This is a genomic window from Bartonella sp. CE47NXGY, from assembly GCF_042195415.1.
GTDB lineage: Bacteria > Pseudomonadota > Alphaproteobacteria > Rhizobiales > Rhizobiaceae > Bartonella.
Map to the genome: position 1 here is coordinate 1 of NZ_JBHIOI010000015.1, position 16,188 is coordinate 16,188.

At 38.2% G+C, this 16,188-nt stretch carries 12 protein-coding genes, 2 tRNA genes and 2 pseudogenes; 6 read left to right on the forward strand and 10 right to left on the reverse strand.

All coding sequences use genetic code 11. The features are described 5' to 3' along the window. From ACFIL3_RS05760 to rpsL, 4 genes and pseudogenes are all read right to left on the reverse strand, one after another. Positions 1–76: pseudogene (locus ACFIL3_RS05760) on the reverse strand (elongation factor Tu); the annotation flags it as partial. Between the two features lie 62 nt (positions 77–138). Then, on the reverse strand, positions 139–2,223 hold the full coding sequence (gene fusA, locus ACFIL3_RS05765; protein ID WP_375607436.1) for an elongation factor G: 2,085 nt from the start codon (positions 2,221–2,223) through the stop codon (positions 139–141). Between the two features lie 24 nt (positions 2,224–2,247). Then, the gene (rpsG, locus tag ACFIL3_RS05770) at positions 2,248–2,718 is read right to left on the reverse strand and encodes a 30S ribosomal protein S7 (protein ID WP_015856589.1); all 471 of its coding nucleotides are present in this window, start codon (positions 2,716–2,718) and stop codon (positions 2,248–2,250) included. Positions 2,719–2,736: 18 nt separating this feature from the next. Continuing rightward, on the reverse strand, positions 2,737–3,108 hold the full coding sequence (rpsL, locus tag ACFIL3_RS05775; protein ID WP_005773262.1) for a 30S ribosomal protein S12: 372 nt from the start codon (positions 3,106–3,108) through the stop codon (positions 2,737–2,739). 486 nt (positions 3,109–3,594) lie between these two features. Here rpsL and xth point away from each other — a divergent pair, with 486 nt between their 5' ends. The 5 genes from xth to ACFIL3_RS05800 all read left to right on the forward strand — a co-directional run bounded on the left by xth (position 3,595) and on the right by ACFIL3_RS05800 (position 7,778). Further along, entirely contained in the window at positions 3,595–4,377 is a 783-nt protein-coding gene (gene xth, locus ACFIL3_RS05780; protein ID WP_375668574.1) for an exodeoxyribonuclease III, read from the forward strand. A 124-nt stretch (positions 4,378–4,501) separates the two neighbouring features. Continuing rightward, on the forward strand, positions 4,502–5,407 hold the full coding sequence (locus ACFIL3_RS05785; RefSeq protein ID WP_375612441.1) for a transporter substrate-binding domain-containing protein: 906 nt from the start codon (positions 4,502–4,504) through the stop codon (positions 5,405–5,407). A 141-nt stretch (positions 5,408–5,548) separates the two neighbouring features. Then, positions 5,549–6,301 (forward strand): amino acid ABC transporter permease, encoded by a 753-nt coding sequence (locus tag ACFIL3_RS05790; protein WP_375612442.1) that lies wholly within the window; start codon positions 5,549–5,551, stop codon positions 6,299–6,301. A 2-nt stretch (positions 6,302–6,303) separates the two neighbouring features. Then, positions 6,304–7,020, forward strand: coding sequence for an amino acid ABC transporter permease (locus tag ACFIL3_RS05795; protein WP_375612443.1), 717 nt, complete (start codon positions 6,304–6,306; stop codon positions 7,018–7,020). Positions 7,021–7,031: 11 nt separating this feature from the next. Then, on the forward strand, positions 7,032–7,778 hold the full coding sequence (locus ACFIL3_RS05800; RefSeq protein WP_273791447.1) for an amino acid ABC transporter ATP-binding protein: 747 nt from the start codon (positions 7,032–7,034) through the stop codon (positions 7,776–7,778). A gap of 102 nt (positions 7,779–7,880) precedes the next feature. Here the strand turns inward: ACFIL3_RS05800 and ACFIL3_RS05805 are convergent. The 6 genes and pseudogenes from ACFIL3_RS05805 to ACFIL3_RS05830 form a co-directional block, all read right to left on the reverse strand. Further along, a pseudogene (locus ACFIL3_RS05805) lies at positions 7,881–8,671 on the reverse strand (tetratricopeptide repeat protein). Positions 8,672–9,711: 1,040 nt separating this feature from the next. Continuing rightward, a complete protein-coding gene (locus ACFIL3_RS05810; RefSeq protein ID WP_375681922.1) occupies positions 9,712–12,435 on the reverse strand; it encodes a valine--tRNA ligase in 2,724 nt (907 codons plus the stop codon). A gap of 137 nt (positions 12,436–12,572) precedes the next feature. After that, a complete protein-coding gene (locus ACFIL3_RS05815) occupies positions 12,573–13,127 on the reverse strand; it encodes a DUF2497 domain-containing protein (RefSeq protein ID WP_375612445.1) in 555 nt (184 codons plus the stop codon). Positions 13,128–13,380: 253 nt separating this feature from the next. After that, positions 13,381–14,673: a TolC family outer membrane protein gene (locus tag ACFIL3_RS05820; RefSeq protein ID WP_375651365.1), complete on the reverse strand. Its 1,293-nt coding sequence runs from the start codon at positions 14,671–14,673 to the stop codon at positions 13,381–13,383. A gap of 66 nt (positions 14,674–14,739) precedes the next feature. Then, positions 14,740–15,414: a protein-L-isoaspartate O-methyltransferase gene (locus ACFIL3_RS05825; protein ID WP_375613722.1), complete on the reverse strand. Its 675-nt coding sequence runs from the start codon at positions 15,412–15,414 to the stop codon at positions 14,740–14,742. A gap of 220 nt (positions 15,415–15,634) precedes the next feature. After that, positions 15,635–15,708, reverse strand: a tRNA-Cys gene (locus tag ACFIL3_RS05830). A gap of 184 nt (positions 15,709–15,892) precedes the next feature. Here ACFIL3_RS05830 and ACFIL3_RS05835 point away from each other — a divergent pair. Then, positions 15,893–15,967 (forward strand) — tRNA-Asn (locus tag ACFIL3_RS05835). Positions 15,968–16,188: the final 221 nt, after the last annotated feature.

Here is a 16,188-nt window from a genome sequence, read left to right on the forward strand (position 1 = left end):
TCTTCCCATGATCAACGTGACCAATCGTACCAATATTAACATGCGGTTTTGTTCGTTCAAACTTGCTCTTCGCCATTTGAGCTCTCCATTTTCCGTCCAAGCCAAGGACTAAGTTAAAAATTAATTACCAACCTGAAATTACGCGTATTTCTTTTGAATCTCCAAAGCAACAGCTGAAGGCACAGGCTCGTAATGATCAAACTGCATTGTATACTGCGCACGCCCCTGACTCATAGAGCGAAGAGTATTCACATAACCAAACATATTTGCCAAAGGAACCATTGCATTCACAACCGTTGCAATGCCGCGCGCTTCAGTTCCTGAAATCTGCCCCCGACGAGAATTGAGATCACCAATAACATCACCAACATAATCATCTGGAGTAACAACTTCCACCTTCATGATCGGTTCAAGAAGCTGTGCACCAGCCTTCTTTGCCCCATCACGAAAAGCCGCACGAGCAGCAATCTCAAAAGCCAAAACCGAAGAATCAACATCGTGATAGCCACCATCAATGAGAGTCGCTTTTACACCAAGCATAGGAAAGCCCGCAAGAGGACCTGACCCCATAACACTCTCAATCCCTTTTTGGACACCGGGAATATATTCTTTAGGAACAGCACCACCAACAATCTTTGACTCAAAAATAAAGTCATCACCATCATGAGGCTCAAAAACAATTTTCACACGAGCAAATTGACCTGCACCACCCGATTGTTTCTTATGCGTATAATCAATTTCCGCCATTTTAGTAATTGACTCACGATAAGCAACTTGAGGCTGCCCAACATTTGCTTCAACCTTAAACTCACGCCGCATACGATCAACAATAATATCAAGATGAAGCTCACCCATTCCAGCTATAATAGTCTGACCAGATTCCTCATCCGATTTAACACGAAATGAAGGATCTTCGGCTGCTAGACGGTTAAGAGCAATACCCATTTTTTCTTGATCTGCTTTTGTCTTCGGTTCAATTGCAATCTCAATAACAGGCTCTGGAAATTCCATCCTCTCCAAAATAACAGGTTTCAAAGGATCACAAAGAGTATCCCCTGTTGTCGTCTCCTTAAGTCCTGCAAGAGCAACAATATCACCAGCAAATGCTTCTTCAATATCCTCACGAGAATTTGAATGCATTTGAAGCATACGCCCCAAACGCTCTTTTTTCTTTTTCACAGTATTCTCAAGAGAAATACCTTTCTGAACTTTACCTGAGTAAATACGACAGAACGTCAATGAACCAACAAAAGGATCATTCATAATTTTAAAAGCAAGCATAGATAACGGAGCATCATCAGAAGATTCGCGTGTCGTCTCAGCCTCAGTCTTTACATCAATACCCTTAATCGCCGGAATATCAATTGGAGAAGGAAGATAGGAAACAACAGCATCCAAAAGTGGCTGCACCCCCTTGTTTTTAAAAGCCGTACCACAAAGAACCGGATGAAACTGAACTTCTACTGTCCCCCTACGAATGAGAGAAACAAGCTGCTCGTTGGTTGGCATAACACCTTCCAAATAAGCCTCTGTCGCAGCTTCATCAACCTCCACAGCCATCTCAATCAATTTCTCGCGATATTCTTCAGCTTTCTCCTTTAAATCAGAGGGAATTTCACTTATCACTGCCGAGGCACCAATAGAACCATCCCACTTTAAAGCCTTCATTTCTACAAGATCAACAACACCTTCAAAGTCATTTTCAGCACCAATCGGCAACTGCAAAACAAGCGCTTTAGCACCTAACCGAGAACCAACCATCTCCACACTACGATAAAAATCAGCTCCTATTTTGTCCATTTTATTAACAAAAACCATACGAGGCACGCGATACTTCTCAGCTTGCCGCCAAACAGTTTCCGTCTGAGGCTCCACACCAGCATTTGCATCCAACAAGGCTATTGCACCATCAAGAACACGCAAAGAGCGCTCAACTTCAATCGTAAAATCAACGTGCCCTGGCGTATCAATAATATTAAAGCGACGCTTCCGACCGTCCTGCCCTTCCCAAAACGTCGTTGTCGCAGCAGATGTAATCGTAATACCGCGCTCCTGCTCCTGCTCCATCCAATCCATTGTAGAAGCACCATCATGGGTCTCGCCAATTTTATGATTCTTACCGGTATAGAACAGAATACGTTCAGTCATCGTAGTCTTACCGGCATCAATATGCGCCATAATACCAAAATTACGATAATCTTCAATTTTATATTCGCGAGCCATTATATTTGCCTTAGTTTAAAACTTCTACCAGCGATAGTGAGAAAAAGCACGATTAGCTTCAGCCATACGATGAACATCTTCACGCTTTTTCACGGCAGAACCACGATTATTAGCCGCATCCATCAATTCACCAGATAAACGCTCAATCATCGTCGTTTCATTTCGACCACGTGCCGCCGCAATCAACCAACGAATAGCAAGAGCCTGACGACGATCAGGACGAACATCAATCGGAACTTGATAAGTAGCGCCACCAACACGGCGTGAACGAACCTCAATGTGAGGAGCAACATTCTCTAAAGCTCGATGAAATAGAGCCACAGGATCTGTTTTTACTCTTTTTTCTACAGAATCGAGCGCACCATAAACAATACGCTCTGCAACTGATTTTTTACCATCAAACATAATGGCATTCATAAATTTCATAATAACCAAATCACCAAATTTTGGATCTGGATTAATCTCACGCTTTTCTGCTCTATGACGACGGGACATTGGCTTTGTCTCTCAATATTATTTTGGACGCTTTGCGCCATACTTTGAACGACGCTGTTTACGATTCTTGACACCCTGCGTATCAAGCAAACCACGAATAATGTGATAACGAACTCCTGGCAAATCTTTCACACGACCACCACGAATCATTACAACAGAGTGCTCTTGAAGATTATGTCCCTCTCCAGGAATATAACCAATCACCTCGAATCCATTCGTCAAGCGAATTTTAGCAACTTTACGAAGAGCAGAATTAGGTTTCTTCGGTGTTGTCGTATAAACACGCGTACAAACACCACGCTTCTGCGGATTCGACTGCAGAGCAGGAACCTTATTACGTTTAACTGGCGCTACACGCGGCTTGCGAATCAACTGGTTTACGGTAGGCATGCAACCTTCCTCTTTTCGATCTACATTCGTCTCACCCAATCGGGCTTTTCTATTTTCATCTCTATCCACCCCAACAAAATCGGAGCAGATATCTAAGTCTACACACAAAATCGGGCACACCTGCAAAAAACAGTTTACCCGACCATAAGCAGAGAAGGCAATAGCCTTTTGCACTAGCATTTGCTTTTAATCTTCTTAACACCTGTGAATAATCCGGTTCATATCCAAAACACCTGATTACATTCACATCGGTTATGTCCATCTCTAATAGCGAGAACACGTACATTCGTCAAGAACTAAACAGCAGAAAGTTTTTAAAAATGAAAATAAATTAAATTTTAAAGCTTTAAATTTGCTTTTACCGCTACTCTTGATAAATCAATTTACCATAAGTAATATCCCCTATAAATAAAAAAGTAGCGATATGACTGTAGTAAAACATAGCAGTAAATTGAATTGCATATTTGATATCTAATGATGAGCACCATGAAAATAGCAACGTGGAATATTGCTGGAATAAAAGCGCGACATGAAACATTATGTCAATGGCTGCAGCAAAGCCAACCGGACATAGTCTGTTTACAGGAAATTAAAAGTATTGATGAAAATTTTCCACGCGATACAATTGAAAATTTAGGTTACCATATAGAAACACACGGACAAAAAAGTTTTAATGGCGTTGCGATTCTCTCTAAAAAAACACCAGATGAAGTGATCCGTCGATTACCAGGCAATGATAATGATAAACAAACACGTTACATTGAAGCTGTTTATTCAACAAACAAAGGTGTTGTTCGTGTTGCATCTCTCTATTTGCCAAATGGGAATCCTATTGAGAGTGAAAAATATTCCTATAAGATAGAATGGATGGAAAGATTATATACACATGCAAAATCATTGCTTGCGTATGAAGAACCTCTTATTCTAGCAGGTGATTATAATGTCATCCCCACTCCATTAGATGCAAAAAAACCTCAAGAATGGTATCAAGATGCCTTATTTCTTGGAGAAACAAGAAAAGCATTCCAACGTATTCTTCATTTAGGTTTTTATGATGCTATCCGGAATGTCACCGATACTCCCTCCTTCAGTTTTTGGGATTTTCAGGCAGGTGCTTGGCCTAAGAATAATGGGATTCGCATTGATCATTTATTATTATCACCAGAAGCTGTTGATCAATTAATTTGCGCTCATAGCCAAACAGAAGTAAGGGGATATCAAAAACCATCCGACCACGTTCCTGTTTGGATTCACCTTAATATCAATTAAGAAAGTAAAATCCTCATTTCATGAGACAACAAAAAAATTCCACTCAAAAATAATAACTATGCTACAGCATATAAACAGTATATCTTAAGCAAATAAAATAAAAATAAATGAATGGAGGACATAAATGAAGAAATCATTATTAATGCTTATTGCAGCAACGGCCATTGGATTCTCAAGTTTCGCGCATGCTGAACATGATACTCTTGAAAAAATAAAACGAACAGGGGAAATTACTTTAGGTGTCCGTGAATCATCTGGTTTAGCCTACGCCCTTGGTAATAATAAATATGTAGGTTTTCATACAGAAATGGCAGAACGGATCATTGATGATATCTCAAAAAAAATTGGTAAACCAATTAAAGTTCATTATCTTCCCATCACTTCTCAAAATAGAATTCCTCTCTTAAAAAATAAAACCTATGATTTTGAGTGCGGCTCAACAACACATGATATTGCCCGCAGTAAAGAAGCAGCATTTGCTTATACGACATACATTGAAGAGGTTCGGATTGCTGTAAAGAAAAACTCTAACATTAAATCTCTTGAGGATTTAAATGGAAAAACAGTTGCAACGACCACCGGTACAACATCTGTTCAACTTATTCGTAAAAATAAACGTGCAAAAAACATTCAGTTTAAAGTTTTAAAGGGGAAAGATCACGGAGATAGTTTTTTATTATTAGAATCTGGTAAGGCAGATGCTTTTGTCATGGACGCTTCAATTCTTGCTGGACATATTGCTAAATCAAAGAATCCATCTGATTATGTCATTCTTGATACTGTACTTTCAGTCGAACCTATTGCCTGTATGCTCAGATTAAATGACAAAAAATTTGAACAAACAATCAACGATAGTATCGTACGTCAGATTAAAGATGAATCACTGGAAAAGCTTTATAATAAGTGGTTTATGAAACCGATCCCACCTGCTAACACTGTTATGAACCTTCCCTTATCAAAACAAACAAGATATGCTTGGGATCACCCAAATAATAAGCCTCGAGAAAGCTACGCAGAAAAAGATTTATAGAGTTTAATAAAGAAGAACCACACTCTTTTGAAATTGAGTGTGGTTTATATTTTAATTCACTTTTTAATAAATCTGGACTATGTAGATGCGCGTGGTTTATTGTCCTATTTGTGAATGACTAATTTGAGGGAATATCAATTAATGGACTTTTCTTTCCTTTGTAGAGATGACCTTACTCAAACATTGGTAACAGGATGCTTGGGAACTCCCGGCGTAAGTCATACCTATTTAGATACACTTCTCGATGGCTTAAAAAATACAATTATATTGTCTATCACTTCACTTATATTAGCTGTATTGTGTGGTGTTATTATAGGAACAATGCGCACTTTACCCAAAACATCCATAATCAATTATATATTTCGCACTATCGGTACTATTTGGGTAGAGATTATGCGTAATATTCCCCTCCTTGTACAAGTGTTTTTGTGGTATTTTGTTGTTCCGAAGATTTATCCACCAGCGATGAAATTTTCCCCCATTCTCTTAATAACATGCGCATTGGGATTCTTTACATCTGCACGCATTGCTGAACAGGTTCGTTCAGGCATTGAAGCGATTCCTTCTGGACAACGCTATGCTGCGATGGCAATGGGATTTACAACTTATCAAAGTTATCGCTATATTATACTACCACGTGCTATACGTGCAATTATGCCACCTCTTACTTCAGAAGCAATGGGGATTGTGAAAAATTCATCTATAGCATTCGCCGTTTCAATAAATGAGCTCATGCAATTTCAATACCAAACAATTGAAGAAGTAAGCCATGTTTACGAAAATTATTTGCTTGTTACGATCCTTTATATTCTAATAGCCTTATTCGTATTCATTGTGATGACAGTCATTGAACAAATACTCAAAATTCCTAATTTTCAAACAAAGGGAAATTGAATATGGTGAATTTCATAAGCTCTCAGTTTGGACTTTATTTTCCTTTCAATTTTTCCGACTTTGATTTTTCCTTTTTTACCTTTGATGTATTTCGTTCTTACATTTTATCAGGTTTACTCTTTAGCGTTTTTCTAACTCTTTTTGCAACGGTATTGGGGTTTGTTTTCGGCACACTTTTAGCAATGATGCGCCTTTCTTCCATAAAACTTCTTTCTTGGTTTGCAATCAGTTACATAACAGCTATGCGTTCAATACCACTTGTGATGGTTATCTTATGGTTTTTCGTGCTTCTGCCTTTTTTAACTGGTATATCCATTGGTGCAAATAAATCAGCACTCATTACCTTTACCGCATTTGAAACGGCTTATTTTGCTGAGATTATGCGTGCTGGAATCAATTCAGTTCCGCAAGGACAAAAATATGCAGGACAAGCTCTTGGAATGACATATTGGCAAAGTATGTACATTGTCATTCTTCCTCAAGCCTTTAGAGATATGCTTCCAGTCTTTTTAACACAAGTTATTATCCTTTTTCAGGATACAACCCTTGTTTATGCCATCAGTGGTCATAGCCTTTTGAATGGTTTTGATATTGCTGCTAATAATTTTGGTGTAAAGCAAGAAGCTTATATCTTAGCAGCTATTTTCTATTTTGTTATCTGTTTTACACTGTCACAAATAGTTTTGTATTTACAAAAAAAAGTATCCATTATTCGCTAACAGGAAAAAAAATGTCTACTCATATGATCGAAATAAAAAATGTTTCTAATTGGTATGGCGAAATTAAAGTCCTTAAAAACTGTACAACCAACATTAATAAAGGAGAAGTCGTTGTCGTTTGTGGTCCATCAGGCTCAGGAAAGTCAACACTCATTAAAACTATTAACGCTCTCGTCCCTTTTCAAAAAGGTGAAATTTGGATTAATGGAATACCAGTTCATTCAAAAAAAACGAATCTGCCTAAATTGCGAAGTCAGGTAGGAATGGTGTTTCAACACTTCGAGCTTTTCCCCCATTTATCTGTCACAGAAAATTTGACAATTGCACAAATCAAAGTCCTAAAACGAAGCAAAAAAGAAGCACTTGAACGTGGATTGTTATATCTTGAACGCGTTGGACTCATTGAACACAAAGATAAATATCCTGGTCAACTTTCTGGAGGGCAACAACAACGTGTTGCTATTGCACGTGCCTTAACTATGGATCCACTTGTCATGCTTTTTGATGAACCAACATCTGCTCTAGATCCTGAAATGGTAGGTGAAGTACTCGATGTCATGATTAGCTTAGCAGAAGAAGGTATGACGATGATTTGTGTAACCCATGAAATGGGATTTGCACAAAAAGTATCGGAGCGTGTTATTTTCATAGATCAAGGAACAATTCTTGAAGACTGCTCATCTAAAGAGTTCTTTTCTGATCCGCAAGCAAGAAAACCGAGAACGCAAGAATTTTTGTCTAAAATCCTAAGTCATTAGCCGTTAGATTATCAAAAAAAGCTATCTTTACTATGAACTTGTATACAAGAAAACAGAGTTTAATATAAGATGAGAGAATGTAAAAATATTACAATCAGATGTTTAAAAACTGTTATTCTTTAAAATCTCAACAACCAGTGAAATTGCTGTACGTCTCTCAGATTCATTACAAAGAGCAAAAGCCTCTTCTTGCAAAGGGTGAATCCAATTTTCGTCTTTTACGTTAGCTTTTTATAGGCAGCAGTTAACATTGCTGCCCCACGGACAATTTTTCCTTCTTTAAGCAGTATATTTCCAAGCATTGCTTGGGCAGAAGGATTTTCTTTTTTTGCTGAAAGTTGAAACCATCGTGCTGCTTGTATAAGATTTTTCTCCCTTCCCTCTCCCTTTAAAAATATTTTTCCTAAATGATACTGAGCTTTAGGATTTCCATAGTTTACCGCAGCCTGCATATAAAGATGAGAAGCATAAGAAGGATCAGGTTTCACAGGTGATTGAGGAATACCTTTTTTTATATATCCGGCAAGTTTAATCAATGCATCAGAAACATAACTTTCATCCTCTGAACCAAGATCAGCACCTTTTTCAACAATATATGCAAAAAAATTATATGCCTTATAATCATTTTTAGGGACACCATCACCGTTTGCATAGATAGAGCCAAGTTTCCAATTCGCACCAATATAGCCTCTCTTAGCAGCACAACGTAATGCTGCAATAGCCTGAGTTATATGCCCATTTTTATAAACAGACATGCCACGTTTTAAAAAATAAAACGAACCATCATTCGCTTCTTGCAAGCTATTGACATCTATTACATAAACAGTCGAAAAGAATCCCTCTAAAATCACAACAATCGTGACTTTTTTCCATATCTGAAACCTATTAACCATTCCCCCTACCTCAATTTTAATGATTATATCTGTTACAAATTTCTTTGTAGATATTTAAACTCTTTTTCTTAGTAAGAAGCATACGCAATTTTAAAGTAAAAATTTTAAAAGAAAAAACAAATAGATAAAAACCATCCAATAGGATTTATCGATCTTAAAATTTTATACGTATGAGCAAAAATCGTTCAATAGAATAACGTGCATTAAACAGCAACTTGAGAACGAAGAGAATACATGATGAATGGTAAACGTTTGAGTATAAAAAACAATACGAAAGATGGATAAATATAATGATGATAGTTAACTTATAACTTCACGACTGCCTTACCACCTTAAAGATGAAGTTTTTTGCCTCCGTCAATCTATAAACAATACAGCTTTTTGTTTAACGGATTGCACCTAACATCATTTCACATGGGGTTACTTCATACTTTACACACAAGTTTTACCTCAGAATACTCACCACTACATACAAAAAATACCACATATGTAATTTTACATGCCTTATATTGCTACTCTAAATGATGATATTTTACAGAAATAAAACAAGATATTGATTTTAATGATACTTTACCATTTTGCATGTTGAATGAGGACCTCGAATATCGTAAGATTCTCTCATTCCAAACTTGTTCCATGTTAAATCAATCAAAACCATCCGCTTGCACATTACAAGTAGAGAGAGCTATGTGGATAAAAACTCTGTGTAAGAAAGAACTAAAAATGCCTCTTACGAACGGTTTGAGCTAAGGGTTGTCCGGATATTGGACAGAATGGTGCCCCCAGCGCTTGTTACTTCACAAGCATAAAGAAGGGAAGCTCAATAGATTTACCGTTATACCATTCATGATCTACGTCGTGGAATAAGCTTGGATGCCTTAAAAGATGTCTCTTTAATGATAAACATAAAACAATGGATTTCAGTAGAGATTTTATGATCGTTCATGAAAAACTAACAAAAGAAAAAGTTTCCTTTTAAAGAAGATCTATACTAGCCCTACTGGTATGCAATTATCTATCAAAAAAATAAAAAGTTGAAATCAATCTAACCGCTCTAAAGCAACAAATATTTTTTTCTGCGCTGCACGCAGTTCTACAACCCTATTCCGCTCACGCTCAACAATTTCTGCTTTTGCATTTGCTATAAATTGGGGGTTGTTTAACTTAAGCGATATTTTTTCAATATCTTGTTCAATTTTACTGACATCCTTCCTCAAACGAACACGTTCAGCCTCCAAATCAATCAACTGTCCTAATGGTAAACAAAAAACAGCCTCTCCCAAAATCATTTGTGCTGATACTTCCGGAACTTTATCAGAGAAATCAATAACTTCAATACGCGCTAATTTTTTAAGAAGTGCATCATAACGCTTCACACGCTCTCGCGTTACTTCCCCTCCTTCGACAACAACAAGAGGTGCTTGTGTAGCCACTGGAATATTCATTTCAAAACGTACAGACCGAATCCCTGTGACGACATCAATAAGCCAATTAATATCATCAGCAGCTTCTTCATCTATCAATGTTTCCTCTGGCCATTTTGTCAATGCGAGCATATCCTCACGCTTGATGGCTTGCGTTTCTGTAAGAGACCACAACTCTTCCGTCATATAAGGCATAAAAGGATGAAGAAGTTTATAAACTTCATCTAAAACCCAAGCAGTACAAGCTTGAGCCTCATTTTTAGCATCTTCATTTTCCCCCTGAAAAATAGGTTTGAGAAGCTCCAAATACCAATCACATAATGTATTCCAAATGAAACGGTAAAGAGTGGCAGCAGACTCATTAAATTTATAGTGTTCAATACCAGTCGTAACTGCTGAAATTGTTTTAGATAACTCTGTTAAAATCCAACGATTAAGCGCCAATTTTGCTTGTTCTGGTTTAAAAGCTGGATCATGCTTCACACCATTCATCTGTGCAAATCGGGTAGCATTCCACAATTTCGTAGCAAAATTACGATAACCAGCAATACGGGAAACATCAAGTTTTACATCACGACCTTGTGCTGCCATAATAGCTAAAGTAAATCGAAGTGCATCAGCACTATATTGATCAATAAGCTCTAAGGGATCAATAATATTTCCCTTTGATTTTGACATCTTTGCGCCCTTTTGATCCCGCACAAGAGCATGCACATAAACCGTTGGGAAAGGAACGTCACCTATAAAGTGAAGTCCCATCATCATCATACGAGCAACCCAGAAAAAAATAATATCAAATCCTGTCACAGATAAAGATGTTGGGTAAAAAGTAGATAATTCAGTCGTTTTATTTGGCCATCCTAATGTTGAAAAAGGCCAAAGAGCTGATGAAAACCACGTATCTAAAACATCCGGATCACGGATTAAGTCAACAACCTCACCATAATGAGCAAAAGCTGAATCTAAAGCCTCTTTTTCACTTTTTTCAACAAAAACCGTTCCATCAGGACCATACCAAGCAGGAATCTGATGTCCCCACCATAATTGGCGAGAAATGCACCAAGGTTGAATATTTTCCATCCAATTGAAGTACGTCTTTTTCCAGTTATCGGGAACGAACTGCGTTTTGCCTTGTTGAACAGCCTCTATCGCTGGCTTTGCTAATTCAGCAGCATGAACATACCATTGATCTGTCAAAAAAGGCTCAATAGGGACACCACTGCGATCTCCATGAGGAACCATATGGGTATGATCATCAACAGAAGCTAAATATCCCTGTTCTTCCATCAAAGAAACAATCTTCTGGCGAGCAACAAAACGATCAGATTTATCGAGATTTTCTACTAACATTTTTAATTCATCTGATAAAATCAAACCATCGAAAAATGCTTCATTTTCACGAAGAAAAATCTCGGCTTGCTGGGTAAAAATATTGATCAAGCGTAAATGATTACGCTGTCCTACTTCAAAGTCATTAAAGTCATGAGCTGGTGTGATTTTTACAGCACCACTTCCAGCCTCAGGATCAGCATGGCTATCACCAACAATTAATAACTTACGACCAACAAGCGGCAAAAGAGCATTTTTACCGATAAGATGTTTATAACGCTCATCTTCAGGATTAACAGCAATTCCTGTATCACCAAGCATTGTTTCTGGTCGTGTTGTCGCCACTGTTATAAAAGTTGTAGCATCATTTGGATCAAAAGTTTTACCTTCAAGTGGATATCTAAAGTGCCACAAATGTCCTTGAACTTCTTTTTGCTCAACTTCAAGATCTGAAATAGCTGTCAACAATTTAGGATCCCAATTGACGAGGCGCTTATCCCTATATATCAACCCTTGCTTATAAAGCGTGACAAAGACTTCACGAACCGCCTGCGACAACCCCTCATCCATTGTAAACCGCTCACGCGACCAATCACATGAAACCCCAAGGCGACGCAACTGGTTTGCAATAACGCCTCCAGTTTCATAACGCCATTCCCAAATACGCTCAATAAACTTTTCTCTCCCCATTTCTTGACGCGTTGGCTCTTGGCGTTCTGCAAGTTGACGCTCCACTACCATTTGCGTAGCAATTCCAGCATGATCCATACCAGGCTGCCACAACACATTTCTGCCACGCATCCGCTGAAATCTAACTATTATATCTTGAATTGTCGTATTGAGCGCATGCCCCATATGAAGTGAGCCTGTAACATTAGGAGGTGGAAGCATAACGCAAAAAGGTTCTGCATCGCTTTTAGAACCAGCTCCCGCTTTAAAAGCCCCACGAGTCTCCCATCTCTTTGCAACCCGTTGCTCTATAGAGGAAGCATCATAGTTTTTTTCTAACATTCTATCCATCCATAACGCCGCTGAAAAACACAATATATGATCAAAACCTGATCAGAATCTCGTGAATCTCAGCCATTCACTAGAGAGCTCGCAAAATCGCAAACAAAATCCCCATAAAATGAAAAACATAAAAATAATTAAGACGATTTTTTAATCGCCTTCACAATCTCTTCACGCAAAATATCTTCCAGCAAAATAGGCAATTTAGACTGTAACCATTCTGCTATAGCCGGACGCAACACATCCTTTGCAATCTTTTCTGCAGAAGAAATACAATATGCAGACAATTCCACATGACCATCCCTTCCAGCGTCTGACTGTGATTTCCTTATCTCATCTTCATATTCTTTTGCTTTATAAACAGAATTCCGTTCTTCAGAAGAAAGCTTCATCTTTTGCATATCCATACCAACTGTATTATTTTCTGCCTCTATATCCTCTTTTTCTTGCGTTATCTTCCCCCCTTGATTTTCAGAAGAAAGACCAATACGATCAGCTAAAGCTTTCATAGCATCATCAACCGATAAGGTTGTATCATAAATACCCTCGGATGCAACTTCTGAAGCATTCACTGCAACATCTTCATTTAAAAAGTGATCAGATTGAACCGCATTTTCTTCGATTATTTCACGAATAGATGTTAAAATTTCATCCATACTTGGCTCACGTAACACGCTTGAACTCTGTACCATACTTTACAACCTCTCAAAGACGCAACAACAAATAGAATCATATTTCCAGTGTATGCAAAAGAATTATAAGATCAACATGCCTCCTACGATATTTTCAAATATGCTTGTCATAAAGAGGGCGCTACACACAGTTTTCTACACTTAGTAAAAATAATATCTCGCCGCAATATCTTTCAACATATTCAACTGTTGATTTACTAATCTTTTAAAAACTAAAATAATTTAATAAGATTCAAAGAGATACTTTTATGTATTATCGGATATATTTAATTGTTTTTAAACCTAAATAACTTGCAGTCAATTTACCAATAGAAGATTGAACACTATAGCTCGCCACAACAGCATTACGCTCTGCCATTGCAAGCGCAATCTGAGCATTAATCAATAGAGTACGAGAATTTAAAACATCCAGCGTCGTTGCTTGCCCTACGCGATTTTCTTGAACACGACCTTTCAGAGCAATTTCAGCAGCACGAACACTTTCACGGTAAGCAACAACAGATGAGCGTGCGCCCTCCAACTGAAACCAAGCAGAAGTAAGTGCTTGTCGCGTATTACTATGCGCCAAATCGAGTTGAAGCTGCGCCTGTCCAAGCTGTTCCCTTGATTGGCGAATTTGCGCAGACGTACGCCCTCCTTCAAAGATTGGGACACTTACTGACAACCCTATCGATTTAGAAACGCCATCTTCTCCAACCCCGCTGTAGATTCGATTATAAGATGCTGTTGCAGAAAAATCAACTTTAGGGAGCAATGCCCCTTCTTTCGCCTTTACATTATAAACACTCGCATCAACTAAATATTTAGCATAAAGGATTGCTGGATGCATCACAACGCTCATTTGGTAAGCCATATCAAGGTTGACGGGAAAATCTTTGGCTAGAGGTGGGCGTTTTAACTTTTCAGGATCAGAACCAATAACTTGTCGATACACTGCCTCTGCTGCTTTTACATCAGAACGAGCAAGACTCAGCTCTGAAACCGCCACGGAACGTGCAGCTTGAGCTTGAGCAAGATCAACATGCCCTCCTTCACCCACATCAAATTTTGCTTTATTAGAACGAACTTGTTCCTCAAGAGCTGCCAAATTTTCTCTCCGAAGATCGGCAACACGACGTGCGTGATAGACATTAGCATAAGCGGTCACCGCCTCTAGAAACGTATTTTGTTCAACATTACGAAGATATTCACGCTGAGCCTGCAACTTAACTTGAGCTGAAGAAAAGATATTTTGCGTGATAAAACCATCAAATAATCTTTGATTTAATCTCACTCCTATAGATCCAGAAGTGACATAAGGACCTGTAAAAGACTTATTGCGCCCATAGTTCCCAACCCCCTCAACTTGTGGCAATAGCCCCGATCGCGCAATGACAACATCATCACTGGATATACGCACAGCTGCACGTTCACTATTCAACTTAGCATTATATTTATAAGCCTTAGAAAAGGCATCCATCAATGTTTCAGCACAAACAGCCTCTGATAGAAAAACACTCAACACCAGCAATAAACACGCCTGAAACTTCTTGTTTACTCTAAACATAATACACACAATAACAAACCCCAAATAAATTACAAAATTATCTTTTATTCACAAAACAAACAAGCACTAAAACACAAAACCAGGTGTTTTGAAAAAACAAGGAAGAGGCTTTACAGCGAGGTTAAAAGCACGACGAGCCGAGATGATCCCATCTTCTTTTATATAGATTTGTGCAACAGCAGCATTTCCATGCCCTTCAACCACAACAAGACGTCCACAGTCTTTCATTTGATCAAAGATACCTTGAGGAATAAAATCAACAGATCCCTCAATGAAAATCACGTCATAAGGTCCCTCAACGGCATATCCTTTCTCTAATGGACCATGAACGACAACCACATTATCACATTGATTCCGTTCTAAAGCTTCAAGAGCACGTTCAAAGAGAGATTTATCACTTTCCAGCGCAATCACAGACCCTGCAAGTTTTGCAAGCAACGCTGCACAATAACCACTATTTGCACCAATATCTAAAACAACATCTGATGATTTTACAGCGGCAAGCTGTAGTAATTTCGCTAGAGACGCAGGTTTCATCAAATAGCGTGCAGGAACCCCATCTTGCTCTGGACATAGAACAATATCAGTATCAAGATAACTTAACACTTTCATATCTTCCGATACAAAATCTTCACGAGATACCGTTAAAAAGGCTTCAAGAACTGATAAATCCGTTACATCGACTGTACGAATTTGATTGTCAACCATTTTGCGACGAAGCTCAGCAAAATCTGCAACCATAACGAATATTTTCTCCTAACCTACAAAAAACAAACAAAACAGCGACAATAAGGGATAAAGATCTCTTAAACTATGGGCGTTATAAAAAAGGATACTACAGTCAACAATTAGATTTTAACTGTATAATCTCTCATACAAAAGTGTCTTCACAAGAATAGAGGGAAATAATCTATTTTCCTATACCTCATCTCCCTTAAAAGCCGTTTCGTTTAAAATCGGCTGGAGGCCTCGCCCGGAATCGAACCGGGATACAAGGATTTGCAGTCCTCTGCGTAACCATTCCGCCACGAGGCCTCGTCAACAAACATAAAGGTTTCAATAAGGGAAGGCAACGCATCCGTCAAGGTGTAGAAATATTCTCTCGCCTTTTTTCCTCTTATTACACAATTTATCATATTTTTTTAAAAAAAGTAATTTTATCCTTTGCAAATCAGTATTGCTTTGCTATAGCCTTTTCAACGAGATGATTGGGCACCATTCCCCGGTAGCTCAGCGGTAGAGCAACCGGCTGTTAACCGGTTGGTCGCTGGTTCGAATCCGGCCCGGGGAGCCACTTTTCTTTTATTCCACGTAGTTTATTGTTTTTTCTAAAGTTTTTAGACATGAGGGATTCGTTAATAAAAGTAATGGAATAGGATTTTTGCAATAAAGTAGAAACGCAATATCCTACCGGATGTATTTTTGCAATGAACGCAAAAAGCAATTGATTCATTTTAAATACTTTTTTCAAACTACCGCGCCTTTATAAGAGGACACTGCAATTATTTGCACATT